This is a genomic window from uncultured Nostoc sp. (assembly GCF_964245575.1).
In the GTDB taxonomy this organism is placed as follows: domain Bacteria; phylum Cyanobacteriota; class Cyanobacteriia; order Cyanobacteriales; family Nostocaceae; genus Nostoc.
Genome location: NZ_CAXTNP010000170.1, coordinates 3757 through 17740 on the forward strand (window position 1 = coordinate 3757; position 13984 = coordinate 17740).

Here is a 13984-nt window from a genome sequence, read left to right on the forward strand (position 1 = left end):
AACCCCGTTACTATTGTTGTGCCAGATGAAACGGAAAAAGATATTGATGAGCCTGTGAGTTCTGTGTGGCTCAAAGGTGAGACGGCAGAGGAGATTTTACAAAATTTAATAGATTTAGCTTTACTCAATTCTGAAGCCCTGCTTAATGATGAAAAGGTTACAGATTCTCCAGCAACACAACCACCGCCTCCATTACTGCTAACTTTAGACCAGGATACTTACATTGCTCGTTGGGGACAACCTCTTACAATCAATGGGCACGTAGAACTCAAAGAAAAGATAAATCTAGATCAGGCTGAAACATTATTCTCCAAAAGCCTGCGGGCGCTTGAACTAGGAATTGAACTGCGATCGCCCAAAAACTCGAAAATCTTGACCCAGGTACGGCAACCTTTACCAGATCAGGAGTTGCCCTTCACCATCAATACCTCAATTGATATTCCTGCTGACTTTGAATCAAAGTTAATTTTGGCAGATATCACTTTGTCTGGTAGATTCGCCGATGTTGATGAAGTCATCCGGTTAGCCAGCCAGTCTTTCACCATCACAGCAGATGTAACAGAATTACTGGCAATCACAGCCGCAGCAACACCTAGTACATCCTTAAATGACCCCATAGCACCATCGGACTCGTCTGCTGCTGTCACGGAGCCGCAGGCCGCTGTGAGGATCGATTTGAAACTATTCAATCTGGTCAAGATTCCAAAAACATACCAGTCTCAGATACTCAATCCATCCCCAAATGCACCTTTACCACCGCAAATTAACTTACAAGTTCTGCGAGAAGCCACCCTGCGGACATCTAACTTAAAAAATTCAGGCACTTCGCCTCAATTGCCGAAACTGCCCCCTATTCAAACCCATGCCAACAGTCCCACAGATGTTGTTGCAGAATCCCCTACAGAAGAAAAACTTTTGGAAAAGGATGCTACTATGGTTGCCATCAACTTGGAGCAGTTGATCATCAAGCAACGTCGAATGCCAATACTCGACAATACTTTACCGTACTTGAAACGGCTACAAGCTTTGCCAGATGATACAGAAGAAGTAAAAAACAATGCTCCAGATGCGAAAGTTCCAGCAGATGAAGACTTACCGCAGTTGGATACAACTGTAGCTGATGAAAATACACTGGAATTAGTAGTAGATGATGCACAATTTCAAGAAGAATCTGTTGCTGAAGTAGAAGCCCAGCCAAATGAACAATTTCAAGAAAAATCTGTTGCTGAAGTAGAAGCCCAGCCAAATCCAGTTGCTGAAGTAGAAGCCCAGCCAAATGCACAATTCATTACAACAGGTAACCTTTACTCATCTCCCCTGCTCAGAAAGTGGATGCACAGCCAAGGATACTCTTTGCCTGAATCCATCGATGAACTGGAACCTGAAGACTACAATAGCTATGTTCCATCCCAGCAAACTCAGCTTTCTCTTAGTGCTGAAACTCCCAATGTTGATGTCAACTTGCCGTTAAACCTGGATGCTGACACAGGGACATGGGAAGAAGTTCAAGAGTCGGTTTTTGATCTTGGGAACTTTGGGGAAGACGCAGACACAGCAAAAAAAGCTGATATAGAAATAGGGGAAGATACGGTAGTAAAAGTATCCGAACCAACACTCTCAATGGTGGTAACACAAGTACCGCCCCCCCCTCCTCCAATAAAAATGAATCTAGCGTCAGCTTGGTTGGCGCAAGAAATCGTTGTAGATGATACATATAGTGAACATAGTGAACTGGAAGCCAATGGGACGAAGAATGACTCTTTTGAACAAGAGAAGCAACCACTGTTAGGTTTATCCTCTTCCCCACCCATAACTGCGGCAGCCATTGAGCCTTTGCCAATTCCAGAACTGCATGTACCAGACGGCGAACTAATCGCTGGCAAATTTATCATAGTGCGCGTAGTACTGCCTGAAGTACCTCCCCAAGTTGTTGTCAAGTTATGGCTTGAAGATTATCAAACTCGCTGGTTAATAGAGGGGCCCCATTTACTGACAAATTTGCTACCTAATGCCTTGGGAGGATTGGAAGTGATGACGCAATTAAATATTCCCTTTGGGTGTTTGGAAATTCGCTTAGAAGCGATCGCACTTGATCCGACAACCCAGCAGGAGAGTCACAAAGTCACAATAGTACGGACTGTGATTCCTCCAGACTTGCCAAACTTGCAGCTAGATGAACTCCTCGATATGTAAGCTGTTGTGTTTTTAATTTGCACATTGAGACGGCAGAGCAGCAGAGGAGAGGGTTTGCAGGTTTTACGTAACAGATTATGAGGCAACTTATAGGCGCGACAGCTTAACTCAGGTATAAGGGGGCATTGGGCACTTGTACTGAGCAAAGTCGAAGTATTGGTCAATAATCAATAGTTACTATCTCCCCCTGCTCCCCCCACTCTCGTTCGACTACGCCCAACTCGAAGAAGAGGCTTCGCCCTAAGCGTAGCTATGCCGCAGGCTTTACGGCTACGCTGGCTGACAAGCTCAGTACAAGTCACGGCAAGCCCACTCCCCACTTCCCATATTGCCTGTGTTAAAAATCTTTAGAATTTCAAAAATCTTGGCAGAATTTGCAGTAAGCTCATTTTGAATTGTAGTGTTATTTAACAGGAACCTTTACTATGGCAGCTTCCTTTTTGCCTTCTATCTTGGCTAGTACTTCATACTTGTCTCCTTACTTCATTTCGATAATTGGTTGGGTATTGCCAGGTCTGGTATTCGCATTTCTGTTTTTATACATTGAAAGCGACGATATCAGCGACACTAAATGATCTAGTCATTAGTCATTAGTCATTTCCAAAAAACAAATGACAATTGACTTATGACTATTGACCAAAATTAATACCGCCTATCTCATGGAGACAGGCGGTTTTTTTAACGTTGATTTCTGAACAAATGCTAGAAAATTAGTATTCGGTTCAAACTAACTTATGTTAAATCGAAGAACCGAGTCCGGCGTAGGCACCATAAAAGAAAATGCCTAAGACTGTAATTATACCTAAACCTGCGATCGTAGCGACGACCCACAGGGGAATTCTCCCACTTCCAGACACAGCTTTTCTCCTCCCTTAACAACAAATCAACACACGTTCAATAAACAAAGATTAACAACAGGACTCCCAGTTAGTTAAAGAAGTAACTGGAAAACAGAATACCCAGAACGAAAATCATTAGTAATCCCAGGTATAAAGAAGTCCGGTTTAATTCAACCGGCTGATTATTGGGATTGGGGGATCTTTCTGCCATGATTGCTCCTAACGGTGAATAAATTGCATTGCGGCGATCGCGCCTAAAAAGAATACAGTTGGTACACCTAAGGTGTGAACTGCCAGCCATCTAACGGTAAAAATTGGATAGGTAACTGGTTGATTGATGTTGTTGCCGCTAGTCATGATCTCAAACTACTTTCCAATAAATTGTTCAACTTGTTTTTTAGCTTCAAAACGGTTCTTCACAATGGGCACTTCTTGCCGCGCTGGTGTGAAATACTCGTCGGGGCGGGGTGTGCCAAAAGCATCATAAGCCAACCCGGTTTGCACAAATAGCCAACCTGCAATAAACAATGCTGGGATGGTGATGCTGTGAATTACCCAGTAACGAACGCTGGTAATGATGTCCGAAAACGGACGTTCTCCAGTGGTACCTGACATTTAGATCCCTACCTTATACATAGAGTGTTATTGAGTTTATTATCCTACAAAGTTAAGAAAGAGTTACAAGTTGCAAAGTTCTTCTCAGAAATTAGGTATTGGGGATTGGGGATTGGAGATTGGGGATTGGAGATTGAGGATTGGAGATTGGAGATTGGGAAAACTCTTACCTAGTCCCCCGTCCCTACGCCCCAGTCCCCAGTCCCTAGTCCCCATTAAGCGGCTTCTGGAGAAGTTGTTTCAGGGTTTGGTAGATATTTGAGCAATACGCCGCGATCGCCAATTATAAATCCCCGTTCTGGCTCTAAGAAGACAATCTTGTACAAATTAGCAGCAACTTCTTCCACTGCACGGTCTTTTTCCCAGGTTTTGCCACCATCGGGACTCCGTAGTAAATTACCGCTACCGCCACCTATCCAAATTTCATCGGGTGTGCGATATGCCAAATCCAGTAAACCCCAGCTGGTGGATAACTCTGGATATTTTGCCTGTTGCCATTCTTCAGGTTTAGTTGGGTCACTAAACTGAATTTGACCTCCCCTAGCTAGCAACCACAATTGCCCATTGTCAGCAAAACCCATGTTTTCTACGCGCCGAGAACTATTGCGGTTATGGGGTACCCAAGCATCTTGTCCCGGTTCCCAAGTCGAGTAGAAACTACCCTTAGCGGAAACGGCAACATATTTACCATCAGGAGAACGTTCTAAGTTACGCACTACACCGACTGCTGATTCCACCTGGGCTTTCCAGTTTTTGCCGCCGTCTGTGGTCTTATATATGGCTCCTACATCAGTAGCCATTTCAGCTGTCTTGTTTGCTAGTGCCTTAATTGCGATCGGGCTACCTGGTAGCTTTTCGCTCAGGGGAATCCGCGACCAAGAAGCACCTTCATCAGTAGTGTGCAACAACAGTCCAGGCTCTCCGGCAATCCAGCCTTCTTTACCTGCAAAACTTACTGAGTCAAAGCGATACTTTTGCTCATCCAGTTGTAGTGTTATTGGTTTCCAGGTATTACCACCGTCATTGGTTTCCAATAGGGTGGCATTGCTACCTACTAAGTAGCCATGCTCAGGATTTTTAGTAAAAGCAATATCCAGGAGATTCGAGTCTGTTGGCACAGAAATGACCTTCCAGGGGTTGTAGCTAACAGATGGGATTTTGCTACAACCTATACACATGAGGACTACTATCAACAAGGTAGCTATTCGTTGCCAACCTTTCACAATTGAATGCATTAGTATTTCTTAAGTTGTTTCTAAATTTCTCTAGCTGTTCTCTAAAAGGTTTACTGATACTTGTTTGCTAACATTTGCTAACAAATACATAAGTTGAGCAGATCAATCTCAACTAAGGTGTATCAACCGATGCATAAAAACAAGTTTTATACACTCTTACTTTTTTGCTTCTAGCGTGATTCTTGCTTTGAGAAGCAACATATTTGCGATTCCTTGCTGTAACACCTCAGAGGCAACTTCTCAGTATAGAGGTTACTTGACGTTACGGATTCTCACCTGAATCTCTGATATTTTATCAGAGAATACACTGCTAATCAATGTAAAAAAGTGAGCATTTCTTAGCTTAATTAAACGCTCTAGTGAATAGGTAAAACAACATATTTGTGTGATTATAATCACACAATCAATAATAAAAATCTCTTTCCCTACTCACTACTCCCTGTTTCTGAGATAACGGCTGTCATTGTAAACCGTAGAGACTGATAAAAAACAAGAAGCCAAGAGCCAAAGCACCAAAAATTAGGATATTCTTTTGGGTTGGCGTTAGGTTATTGACACCCAAACCGTAACCGAGATTTTCTTTGAAGCCGGATGCAGTACCCGCAGGGCCGATGTTGGCAAAAGCGGTCTTCTTCGCGGCACAAACAGGACAGCGCCAATCTATGGGCAGTTCTGCAAAGGTTGTCCCTGAAGGAATATTATCCTTGTCGTCTCCCTTTTCAGGTTCGTAAACATAACCGCAGGCTCGACACTCGTAGCAGTCTAACACCGGAGTCTCAACAGCTGGTTCGCTCATGGCTAGGGCCTCGCAAAGGAGAAATCTTAAATATACGTTAAAAATTATGACATAATTGTTAGGCTTTTCTATCACTATCAAAAGCGAATTAAATACTTGAAGTGCATCTGTTTGCCAGATTTCAGAAAAACCAAACAGATATAATGTAAAAGAAAGTTACGCAGCTGAGGGATTAGGGAGTGGGGAATAGGGATTGGGGACTGGGGATTAAAAATAAAGAATTTGGTATTAGGGATAAGGGATTGGAGATTCAGAACGATTTCCCATTACCCAGTACCCAGTCCCCACTCCCTAGTCGCCACTCCCTACTCCCCACTCCCTAGTCCCCACTCCCTACTTTAAATACTCCATAAGCGGTAGATACTCATTGTGTTTGTCCTCAGCGGTTACGAGTACCTTCTAGGTTTCTTCATCATCTGTAGCCTAGTACCTGCCTTAGCGCTCTCAGCTTCCAAGCTCCTACGACCCAGTGGTTACAGCCCAGAACGGCGCACCACCTATGAATCTGGCATGGAACCTATCGGGGGAGCCTGGATTCAGTTCAACATTCGCTACTACATGTTTGCTTTGGTCTTCGTCGTCTTTGATGTAGAGACTGTATTCTTGTATCCTTGGGCGGTAGCTTTCCACCGTTTGGGGCTATTAGCATTTATTGAAGCGCTAGTCTTTATTGCAATTCTTGTAGTCGCCTTAGTTTACGCATGGCGTAAAGGAGCTTTGGAATGGTCTTGAATTCTAACTTAACAACTCAGGACAAAGAACGAATCATCAACCCCATTGAGCGGACTACAATCACTCAAGACCTTTCAGAAAACGTCATTTTGACGACGGTTGATGATCTCTACGACTGGGCGCGGCTTTCTAGTCTGTGGCCGTTGTTATTTGGTACTGCTTGCTGCTTTATTGAGTTTGCAGCTTTAATTGGTTCACGATTTGACTTTGACCGTTTTGGGCTAATTCCCCGTTCTAGCCCCCGCCAAGCCGATTTAATTATTACGGCAGGGACTATTACAATGAAGATGGCTCCCCAACTGGTACGTCTTTATGAACAAATGCCAGAGCCAAAGTATGTAATTGCGATGGGTGCTTGTACAATTACTGGCGGGATGTTCAGCGTTGATTCCCCCACGGCAGTGCGCGGAGTCGATAAACTGATTCCTGTGGATGTTTACTTACCTGGTTGTCCTCCCCGTCCAGAAGCAATTATCGACGCAATCATTAAGCTGCGGAAGAAAATCTCCAATGAATCGATGCAAGAGCGGGGTAAAATTAAGCAAACCCACCGCTACTACAGCACGACTCATAATTTGAAGCCAGTAGAGGAAATCTTAACTGGTAAGTATTTGCAGTCAGAAACTCGCTCTGTACCACCGAAGGAATTGGCGGAAGCCATCGGTATGCCGATACCACCTGCACTGCTGACTGAAAAGGCACAAAAGGAGGAACAAAGCCGTGGCTGAAGAAGAGTCTAAACCAGTACCAGCAGACGAAGAAGAGTCTAAAGCAGTACCAGCAGACGAAGAAGAGTCTAAACCAGTACCAGCAGCCAAAGAAGAGTCATTGGTCAAAGCTGGTAAAGTTTCCCAGTGGTTGACCGAAAATGGCTTTGACCATGAGTTTTTGGCACCAGACAAGAATGGTGTAGAGATAATTAAGGTGGCAGCAGATTTCTTGCTTCCTACTGCTACAGCCCTTTATGCCTATGGGTTTAATTATCTCCAGTTTCAAGGTGGTGTTGACCTTGGGCCAGGACAGGAATTGGTGAGTGTATATCACTTGAATAAAGTGGGTGATAATAGCGATCGCCCCGAAGAAGTGCGAGTTAAGGTGTTCTTACCACGGGAAAACCCCGTAGTACCTTCTGTGTACTGGATTTGGAAGACCGCAGATTGGCAAGAGCGCGAGTCTTACGATATGTTGGGCATTATCTACGAAGGACACCCAAATCTCAAGCGGATTTTGATGCCGGAAGATTGGGTAGGTTGGCCTTTGCGGAAGGATTACATCTCGCCTGATTTTTATGAGTTGCAGGACGCTTATTAAGTAGTGCTGAATGGAGACGCGATGAATCGCGTCTGTACAATATAGTGCTGAGTTTCGGCAGTGATTAACCCCTTTCCGGTGGCGGAGAGGGGTTATGTTTTTGATGTTTTAAGTAAAGTTGGTTGACAAAATTTGCTGTAATTGATTGACTGTATTTACAGTTTTAATTACCTGCTGAATTGTTTTTAATTTCTGCAAATCTGTAATTTGAGAGATTATCGGCATCAATCTCTCGCAACAAGCTGCCGCAAACGCCACTCGGTGCATGGGTAGAAGAACTTCTATTTCTCGCTCCAATATATCGAATTCACCGTACTTAGATTAATTTTTATAATTTAGTTATATTGTCTAGTAATTCGTAGGTTGGGTTGAGGAACGAAACCCAACATTACCCATCACAATACCCAACGCTGATGTTGGGTTTCACTTTGTTTAACCCAACCTACAATTTCAGCTAGAATTTAGGCGATATTTACTCTTTACCGATATTAGAGTCAAATACAATTTCTTGCCCAGCACCCCAGGTAATATCATACGTACCCTGACGAACAGAACGATGAAAGCTGGAATATTCCCAATCTTTTGGAGCTTTCACTAAGCCATGTTTGACAGGATTGTAGTGAATATATTCCAGGTGATTTTTAAAATCTACCTCGTCTCTAATCAAGTGTTCCCAAAAACTACGCTGCCAAATACCCCGCTCTTTTTTATTTTGCCTAGAGGTAGACAAATTTTCGTGTGATAGAGTAATGCACTGGCGACTAAAATAGCTTTTGATCAAACGCCAACGTGTAGAAAAATTACAATCGCCCTGTGGTAATGTCCAAATACAGTGCAGATGATCGGGTAATAAAACAAAGGAATCAATTATAAATGGGTGTTGTTGCATTACATACCGAAAAATATTTCTCAATAAAGATACGTTAGTCGGTAAGCATAATAGTCTTTGTCTTTTATGTGTTACGAGTGTAAAAAAATAAGTGCCACCTTCTATTGTGGCTCGGCGATATTGCATTGAGTTAATTTTATGATGGTTATATTTCGCACTTTCTACAAAAGTACTGGTTATGAAGGATGCCGTAAACTTATTTTTTTGAGATGTGAGTTGAGAAATGAGTGAAGGGCAATCTAAGAAACTAAAGTAGATGTTGGGTTTCGTTCCTCAACCCAACCTACAATTAAGTCTGATTTAGAGTTTGACGATACCCTTAGTCTATTTGCGATCGCACTCAGCATTCGATTTTGGGATGTCAAAAGTCTCTGGAGACGCTTCAGAAGTTAAGCGGTAGAATATAGAATCGTGGTGCGTTGTCACAAAGGTCAACGCACCATTATTTAAAGAAACGGCGAGTCCAAACAATCACTTCACAGATGTCACTGTTTGGTTTACTACTGGACGTGCTTTTTTACGGTCTGACCTGCGCGTTCCACCAGCCATCTCATACTCATCACTATTTTTGCCATAGCGAGATGCAACATTCAACAGCATGTACTCAGAATAAGTATTCAACTCACGTTCTGCTTCTATTAATGCATTGTGTGTCTTATCTACTATTGTTTGTGCTTGATTATAAGCGGCTAGCTTTTCTCGTAACTCAATTACTTTAGTGTTGTAAGTAGCAATTGAAAACCCATTACTAAAGTCTAACTTAGGGTTAATTGTCTGCATTCCTTCAATCCGTCGTTCAGCTTTGGTCAGTGCTATGGAGTTTCGTTTGCGTTGCGTCATATAGTTTTCCTATTTGGATTAATTTATAAATAACCCTAATTTTATATACTGAGTTATTTATATTTCACAAAAATACGCAATAAGCAGATGCACCAGCCACAGTGAAGTTACAGAATTTTAAGAGCATTGGATGGCATTAGGCGATAAATGCGAGTATATTTGCTGAAATTCGTTGAGAAAAGCAGGTTTTGAAGTCGCAAAAGCAGGTTTTGAAGTCGCAAAAGCTGGTTTTGAAGTCACAAAAGCTGGTTTTGAAGTCGCAAAAGCTGGTTTTGAAGTCACAAAAGCTGGTTTTGAAGTCACAAAAGCTGGTTTTGAAGTCGCAAAAGCTAGTTTGATGAAAGTTGTTTAAATAATTCCACGGGGTTACGCTGTACACACAAGTCTGAAATAGCTGATTAGGGACTGACAAAAAATAAATTATCCAAAATTATTTGTACATTTGTAGGGGCGCAAGGCCTTGCGCCCCTACGATAGGATGTTTTTTTAACTGGAAGTCCCTTAACCAGAGTTTTACCCCACCCTAACCCTCGCCGATGTATTGGGGAAGGAACAAGATTTCTTTTTTCCCCCCAATACATCGGGGGGATTAAGGGGGGTAATTCAACTTGTGTGTACACGGTTAACTTTTGACTTCTGTCTTGCAGTACTAAGTATATTTGCAAAAGTGAGATACCCGCCTAGTAAACCAATAGTAACAACAGCTACCATCGCATCAGCTAGAGGGGGATGAGACGAAGCACACTAAAAATTTAATTTTATAAATGAAAATTTTATTTTATTTATGTGTTAAGTAGTTTTCTGGATGTTCTCTGTATAATCTATCATGAAGTTTAAATTATCGAATGTATAATCTATCATTCAGTCTTATTAATTATTGACCTCTGTTACTTATTGATAGGTTGAAATTTGGGGATTAGGGCATCTCTTTTTAAGACATAACATACCACTCACCTAGTAGTTATTTTTTAACGTAATTTGAGAATTTATATAGGTATACTCTATCTTAGACATTACCTAAACTTGTGCTTCAAAAATCATGAGCCATTATATGAATAGTTAGCACGTTTACAGCACTATCTTATGTCTCAAGACTTATTAAACTCCTTTCAAGAAGCATACAGCAATCTCGAACTGTTTCCGTTGATGGAACGGAACGAAATGGAAAGATTTCGAGTCGAATATGGTGATGATTTGATTGCAGACCTTAACCAATTAGTGGAAGATAGTCCCAATGGAGATGGCAAAATTGTCTTTACAGGACATCGAGGATGTGGTAAGTCCACTTTGTTAGCTGAGTTTAGTAGGCAAATTCAAGATGACTATTTTGTAGTTCTCTTTTCTATTGCTGACAAAATTGAAATGTCGGCTGTTAATCATATTAATATACTGTTTGCGATCGCAGTTAATTTAATGACGGAGGCAGAATCACGCAAAGTTGATATTCCGCAATCCACTAAAGAAGCTCTTTATAAGTGGTTTGCTACCCGCACTCGCACTGAAGAATCAAATTTGCAAACAGAAGCTAGTATAGGTTTTGACCTCTTAAAATTGATTAGTTCTAAATTAAAAGCTGATGCTAGCGTTCGGGATGAAATTAAGCAAGAATTTGAACGCAAGTTATCAGATTTAGTTGCCAGAATTAACGAAATAGCTGCTCTAATTCAAGCTGCAACTAAACAAAACGTTTTAGTAATTATTGATGATTTAGACAAACTCGACTTAGGCAGAGTTAATGAGATTTATCGAGATAACATTAAAGCTCTTTGTCAACCTAACTTTCAAATTATCTACACTATCCCGATCGCAGTCCTTCGGGAAACATTTATCAGCACAATAATTGCCACTGAAACCAACGATCAAGTTGTGGCAATGCCTGTCTTCAAAATCTTTGAGAAAGGTAAAAATCGCTTTCCTAACGCTGAACCTCGCCCGGAAGCAACAAAGATTCTCGGTGAAGTTTTAGAAAAGCGGATTTCCAGTGAATTAATCACGGCAGAAACTGCTGAAAAAATTGTGATTTACAGTGGTGGTGTGTTGCGAGAGTTAATTCGGATTTCTAAGGAATGTTGCCGCATTTGTTTGCGAATGATCCGGCGAAATCCCACAGCCAAAGTTATTATTGATGATAAAATTCTCCTGCAAGCAATCAATAAAATCCGCAATGATTTTTCTATACGTTTAGGAAAAGCTGATACAGATATTTTGCAGAGTGTTTATGAACAGTTCATGCCCAATGACCCCAAACAAGCAGAATTTTTGGATTTGCTACATGGGCTATATGTTCTAGAATATCGCACTGATGAAACTTGGTATGATGTTCATCCAATTATTATCGAAAGCTTGAGAAGGCAAGGAGCAATTAATGTTAAGTGAGCAATTATTTGATGATGAAGGAGAAAATCAAGATGCGTATGATGATTTAATTGTTTCTATTGAAGCTCAAAAGCGGGGATTAAATTTACTGATTGCGGTTTGCGATGATGCTAGCTTTCGTGATGAGATTATTGCCCAGTATGAAGCCGAACTACAACCCGCTTACCGTCCATATCGAGTCACTTTAGCACGTCAGGAACCAAGCCTAAAAGCTGCCCTTAATCAACTTCTACAACAAGAAGAATATCTTCGTCAGCAGAACCCGGCGGTAATCACTGTGACGGGTGCTGAACAACTTTATTTTCTCAGATTGGGAAAAGAGCAATCGGAACAGGAGAAATTTTTTGGTTACTTACAGTGGACAAGAGAAGGATTGCGCGAGTTTCCGTTTGCGATCGTGCTTTGGGTAACTAACCAAATATTAGTCAACCTGATTAAAAAAGCCCCTGACTTTTGGAGTTGGCGCAACGGTGTATTTCGGTTTGAATCTAAAAAGACGAATGCTATTCCTGGTAAAGAACTAGAACATATACGTTTTGTTTTTAGAGACACAGAATTAGCCAACACAGATACTAATGAAGATAACTCCTTTTTATTGCCCATCCAAGATTTACAAGGGTTAATCGAGAAAGTAGAACAAGAACGGGGAACTAAAGATCCTACCTTGGCTACCTTATATTCAAGGTTGGGTGATATTTACCGCAGCAGATTAGATCGGGGTGAGTTTCAGAATTATCAAGAAGAACAAGAACTAGCAATAAATTATTGGCAAAAAGCAATTGAATTGCAAAATGAATTAGGCTTGCAGATGGACTTAGCTACTAGCTTCAACAATTTAGCAGGACTATACCGTGCAACAGGACGCTACAGCGAAGCCGAACCATTATATCAACAAGCTTTAAAACTAAGGAAACGTCTTTTGGGAGACAGCCATCCTTCTTTTGCTACTAGCCTGAATAATTTGGCGGGACTCTATAAATCTACTGGACAATATAGTAAAGCGGAACTCCTATATCAACAAGCTTTGGAACTGAGGAAACGCCTGTGGGGAGAAAACCATGCCGATGTCGCCGCCAGTCTCAACGATTTGGCATTACTATATGATCAACAAGGACGTTATGAGGAAGCAGAACCTCTGTATCTGCAATCATTAGAACTCGAAAAAGGTCTGCTTGGCGAAAATCATCTTTCTTTGACTCATATACTGAATAATTTAGCGCTACTTTATTATCATCAAGGACGTTACACTGAAGCTGAACCGTTGTCGCAACAAGCAATAGAACTAGATAAGCGATTTTTGGGAGAAGAGAATCCCGATGTTGCAACAGATTTGCACAATTTGGGATTGATATACCGCGCTCAAGGACGCTATGATCAAGCCGAATCTTTGTTTTTGCAATCATTGGAACTCAAGCAACGTCTATTGCAAAAGGCGCATCCGCTTTTAGCAGATACTATCTATGCTCTTGGCTATATGTACAGGGAGCAGGGGCGTTACAATGAAGCGGAACCCTTATGTATAAAAGCCTTAGAACTTGATAAGCACTTATTGGGAGAAAATCATCCCAATGTTGCCGAAAGTCTGAATAATCTGGCAGAAATTTATCGTGCAACAGAACGTTACGCTGAAGCAGAACCGCTTTATTTGCAAGCTTTAGATATTTGCGAACGAGTTTGGGGTGTTAATCATCTTCGTAGTCTGGCTGTTCGGGAAAATTTAGAAAAATTGGCGGCGGCGATGGGGAAGAGTTAACGGAAATGCAGGCACTATTTATGTAACTGATGATGTTTTGCCGAATCCTTGGGATACTCTTCCTACATATTGGACTAATGAATTAACTGCGATGACAACAAAATGCAGCAGCTAAGTAATTGAAAAATAAAGGTATCTGTTTGGCAAGGTAAATGGTGCAGTTGGGGAATGCTACGCCAATAACATCCCCAGTACTAACCACAGGTTGATTCGGAGCAACGCGATTGCGCTCGGTTGCTGGTGATATTGTCGTGCGTCTTCTGGTATCAACGGTGTCGTTGGCAAAATACCAGCAGCACGACCGATTTTAGAGAATTTGCGCTATTAGAGGAATGTATCTCTGTGAGAGTGTATAGCGGTTCTCAGTTGGGTGAAATATAGTAACAGCAGTGGGTGAACCATCCA

The 13984-nt window shown here is 41.7% G+C and carries 16 protein-coding genes; 8 read left to right on the top strand and 8 right to left on the bottom strand.

Translation table 11 applies throughout. The features are described 5' to 3' along the window. Both ACFFAP_RS24020 and ACFFAP_RS24025 read left to right on the top strand, forming a co-directional pair. A partial coding sequence (locus ACFFAP_RS24020; protein ID WP_375513578.1) for a hypothetical protein occupies nucleotides 1-2193 on the top strand: 2193 nt, incomplete at its 5' end. A gap of 425 nt (nucleotides 2194-2618) precedes the next feature. Continuing rightward, a complete protein-coding gene (locus ACFFAP_RS24025) occupies nucleotides 2619-2768 on the top strand; it encodes a photosystem I reaction center subunit VIII (protein WP_375513579.1) in 150 nt (49 codons plus the stop codon). Between the two features lie 162 nt (nucleotides 2769-2930). Here ACFFAP_RS24025 and ACFFAP_RS24030 read toward each other — a convergent pair whose 3' ends face one another. From ACFFAP_RS24030 to ACFFAP_RS24055, 6 genes are all read right to left on the bottom strand, one after another. Beyond that, a complete protein-coding gene (locus ACFFAP_RS24030; RefSeq protein WP_012411803.1) occupies nucleotides 2931-3050 on the bottom strand; it encodes a photosystem II reaction center protein J in 120 nt (39 codons plus the stop codon). A 70-nt stretch (nucleotides 3051-3120) separates the two neighbouring features. Beyond that, nucleotides 3121-3243 carry a photosystem II reaction center protein L gene (locus tag ACFFAP_RS24035; RefSeq protein WP_104908255.1) on the bottom strand — a complete coding sequence of 41 codons (123 nt, stop codon included), beginning with the start codon at nucleotides 3241-3243 and terminating at the stop codon, nucleotides 3121-3123. Between the two features lie 8 nt (nucleotides 3244-3251). Then, entirely contained in the window at nucleotides 3252-3389 is a 138-nt protein-coding gene (gene psbF, locus ACFFAP_RS24040) for a cytochrome b559 subunit beta (RefSeq protein WP_012411801.1), read from the bottom strand. 9 nt (nucleotides 3390-3398) lie between these two features. Further along, on the bottom strand, nucleotides 3399-3647 hold the full coding sequence (gene psbE / locus ACFFAP_RS24045) for a cytochrome b559 subunit alpha (RefSeq protein WP_375513580.1): 249 nt from the start codon (nucleotides 3645-3647) through the stop codon (nucleotides 3399-3401). A gap of 215 nt (nucleotides 3648-3862) precedes the next feature. After that, the gene (locus ACFFAP_RS24050; RefSeq protein ID WP_375513581.1) at nucleotides 3863-4882 is read right to left on the bottom strand and encodes a photosynthesis system II assembly factor Ycf48; all 1020 of its coding nucleotides are present in this window, start codon (nucleotides 4880-4882) and stop codon (nucleotides 3863-3865) included. Between the two features lie 460 nt (nucleotides 4883-5342). Further along, the gene (locus tag ACFFAP_RS24055; RefSeq protein WP_375513582.1) at nucleotides 5343-5678 is read right to left on the bottom strand and encodes a rubredoxin; all 336 of its coding nucleotides are present in this window, start codon (nucleotides 5676-5678) and stop codon (nucleotides 5343-5345) included. A gap of 369 nt (nucleotides 5679-6047) precedes the next feature. Here ACFFAP_RS24055 and ndhC point away from each other — a divergent pair, with 369 nt between their 5' ends. The 3 genes from ndhC to ACFFAP_RS24070 are packed head-to-tail and all read left to right on the top strand — an operon-like array spanning nucleotide 6048 to nucleotide 7721. Then, a complete protein-coding gene (ndhC, locus tag ACFFAP_RS24060; RefSeq protein ID WP_094333328.1) occupies nucleotides 6048-6410 on the top strand; it encodes a photosynthetic/respiratory NAD(P)H-quinone oxidoreductase subunit C in 363 nt (120 codons plus the stop codon). Beyond that, on the top strand, nucleotides 6401-7138 hold the full coding sequence (gene ndhK / locus ACFFAP_RS24065; protein ID WP_375513583.1) for a photosynthetic/respiratory NAD(P)H-quinone oxidoreductase subunit K: 738 nt from the start codon (nucleotides 6401-6403) through the stop codon (nucleotides 7136-7138). Before ndhC ends, ndhK begins: the two co-directional genes overlap by 10 nt. After that, nucleotides 7131-7721 (top strand): NAD(P)H-quinone oxidoreductase subunit J, encoded by a 591-nt coding sequence (locus ACFFAP_RS24070; protein ID WP_375513584.1) that lies wholly within the window; start codon nucleotides 7131-7133, stop codon nucleotides 7719-7721. The genes ndhK and ACFFAP_RS24070 overlap by 8 nt, the downstream gene beginning before the upstream one ends. Nucleotides 7722-8193: 472 nt before the next feature. On the opposite strand, the gene ACFFAP_RS24075 is transcribed toward ACFFAP_RS24070, so the two are convergent. Both ACFFAP_RS24075 and ACFFAP_RS24080 read right to left on the bottom strand, forming a co-directional pair. Further along, nucleotides 8194-8610, bottom strand: a complete 417-nt coding sequence (locus tag ACFFAP_RS24075) for a transposase (protein WP_375513585.1) — start codon at nucleotides 8608-8610, stop codon at nucleotides 8194-8196. 471 nt (nucleotides 8611-9081) lie between these two features. After that, on the bottom strand, nucleotides 9082-9450 hold the full coding sequence (locus ACFFAP_RS24080; RefSeq protein WP_375513586.1) for a hypothetical protein: 369 nt from the start codon (nucleotides 9448-9450) through the stop codon (nucleotides 9082-9084). 172 nt (nucleotides 9451-9622) lie between these two features. Between ACFFAP_RS24080 and ACFFAP_RS24085 the strand changes: the two genes are divergently transcribed. The 3 genes from ACFFAP_RS24085 (at nucleotide 9623) to ACFFAP_RS24095 (ending at nucleotide 13579) form a co-directional block, all read left to right on the top strand. Continuing rightward, nucleotides 9623-9802: a hypothetical protein gene (locus ACFFAP_RS24085; protein ID WP_375513587.1), complete on the top strand. Its 180-nt coding sequence runs from the start codon at nucleotides 9623-9625 to the stop codon at nucleotides 9800-9802. 731 nt (nucleotides 9803-10533) lie between these two features. Then, on the top strand, nucleotides 10534-11826 hold the full coding sequence (locus ACFFAP_RS24090) for an ATP-binding protein (protein ID WP_375513588.1): 1293 nt from the start codon (nucleotides 10534-10536) through the stop codon (nucleotides 11824-11826). Further along, nucleotides 11816-13579: a tetratricopeptide repeat protein gene (locus ACFFAP_RS24095; protein ID WP_375513589.1), complete on the top strand. Its 1764-nt coding sequence runs from the start codon at nucleotides 11816-11818 to the stop codon at nucleotides 13577-13579. Before ACFFAP_RS24090 ends, ACFFAP_RS24095 begins: the two co-directional genes overlap by 11 nt. Nucleotides 13580-13984 lie beyond the last annotated feature (405 nt).

What these genes read in the sequence shown, in the direction of transcription:
- ACFFAP_RS24090 (WP_375513588.1), top strand. Translation starts at nt 10,534, where the DNA reads ATGTCTCAAGACTTATTAAACTCCTTTCAAGAAGCATACAGCAATCTC.
- psbE (WP_375513580.1), bottom strand. Translation starts at nt 3,647, where the DNA reads ATGTCAGGTACCACTGGAGAACGTCCGTTTTCGGACATCATTACCAGC.
- ACFFAP_RS24050 (WP_375513581.1), bottom strand. Translation starts at nt 4,882, where the DNA reads ATGCATTCAATTGTGAAAGGTTGGCAACGAATAGCTACCTTGTTGATA.
- psbF (WP_012411801.1), bottom strand. Translation starts at nt 3,389, where the DNA reads ATGACTAGCGGCAACAACATCAATCAACCAGTTACCTATCCAATTTTT.
- ACFFAP_RS24025 (WP_375513579.1), top strand. Translation starts at nt 2,619, where the DNA reads ATGGCAGCTTCCTTTTTGCCTTCTATCTTGGCTAGTACTTCATACTTG.
- ACFFAP_RS24075 (WP_375513585.1), bottom strand. Translation starts at nt 8,610, where the DNA reads ATGCAACAACACCCATTTATAATTGATTCCTTTGTTTTATTACCCGAT.
- ndhK (WP_375513583.1), top strand. Translation starts at nt 6,401, where the DNA reads ATGGTCTTGAATTCTAACTTAACAACTCAGGACAAAGAACGAATCATC.
- ACFFAP_RS24095 (WP_375513589.1), top strand. Translation starts at nt 11,816, where the DNA reads ATGTTAAGTGAGCAATTATTTGATGATGAAGGAGAAAATCAAGATGCG.
- ACFFAP_RS24080 (WP_375513586.1), bottom strand. Translation starts at nt 9,450, where the DNA reads ATGACGCAACGCAAACGAAACTCCATAGCACTGACCAAAGCTGAACGA.
- ACFFAP_RS24035 (WP_104908255.1), bottom strand. Translation starts at nt 3,243, where the DNA reads ATGGCAGAAAGATCCCCCAATCCCAATAATCAGCCGGTTGAATTAAAC.
- ACFFAP_RS24055 (WP_375513582.1), bottom strand. Translation starts at nt 5,678, where the DNA reads ATGAGCGAACCAGCTGTTGAGACTCCGGTGTTAGACTGCTACGAGTGT.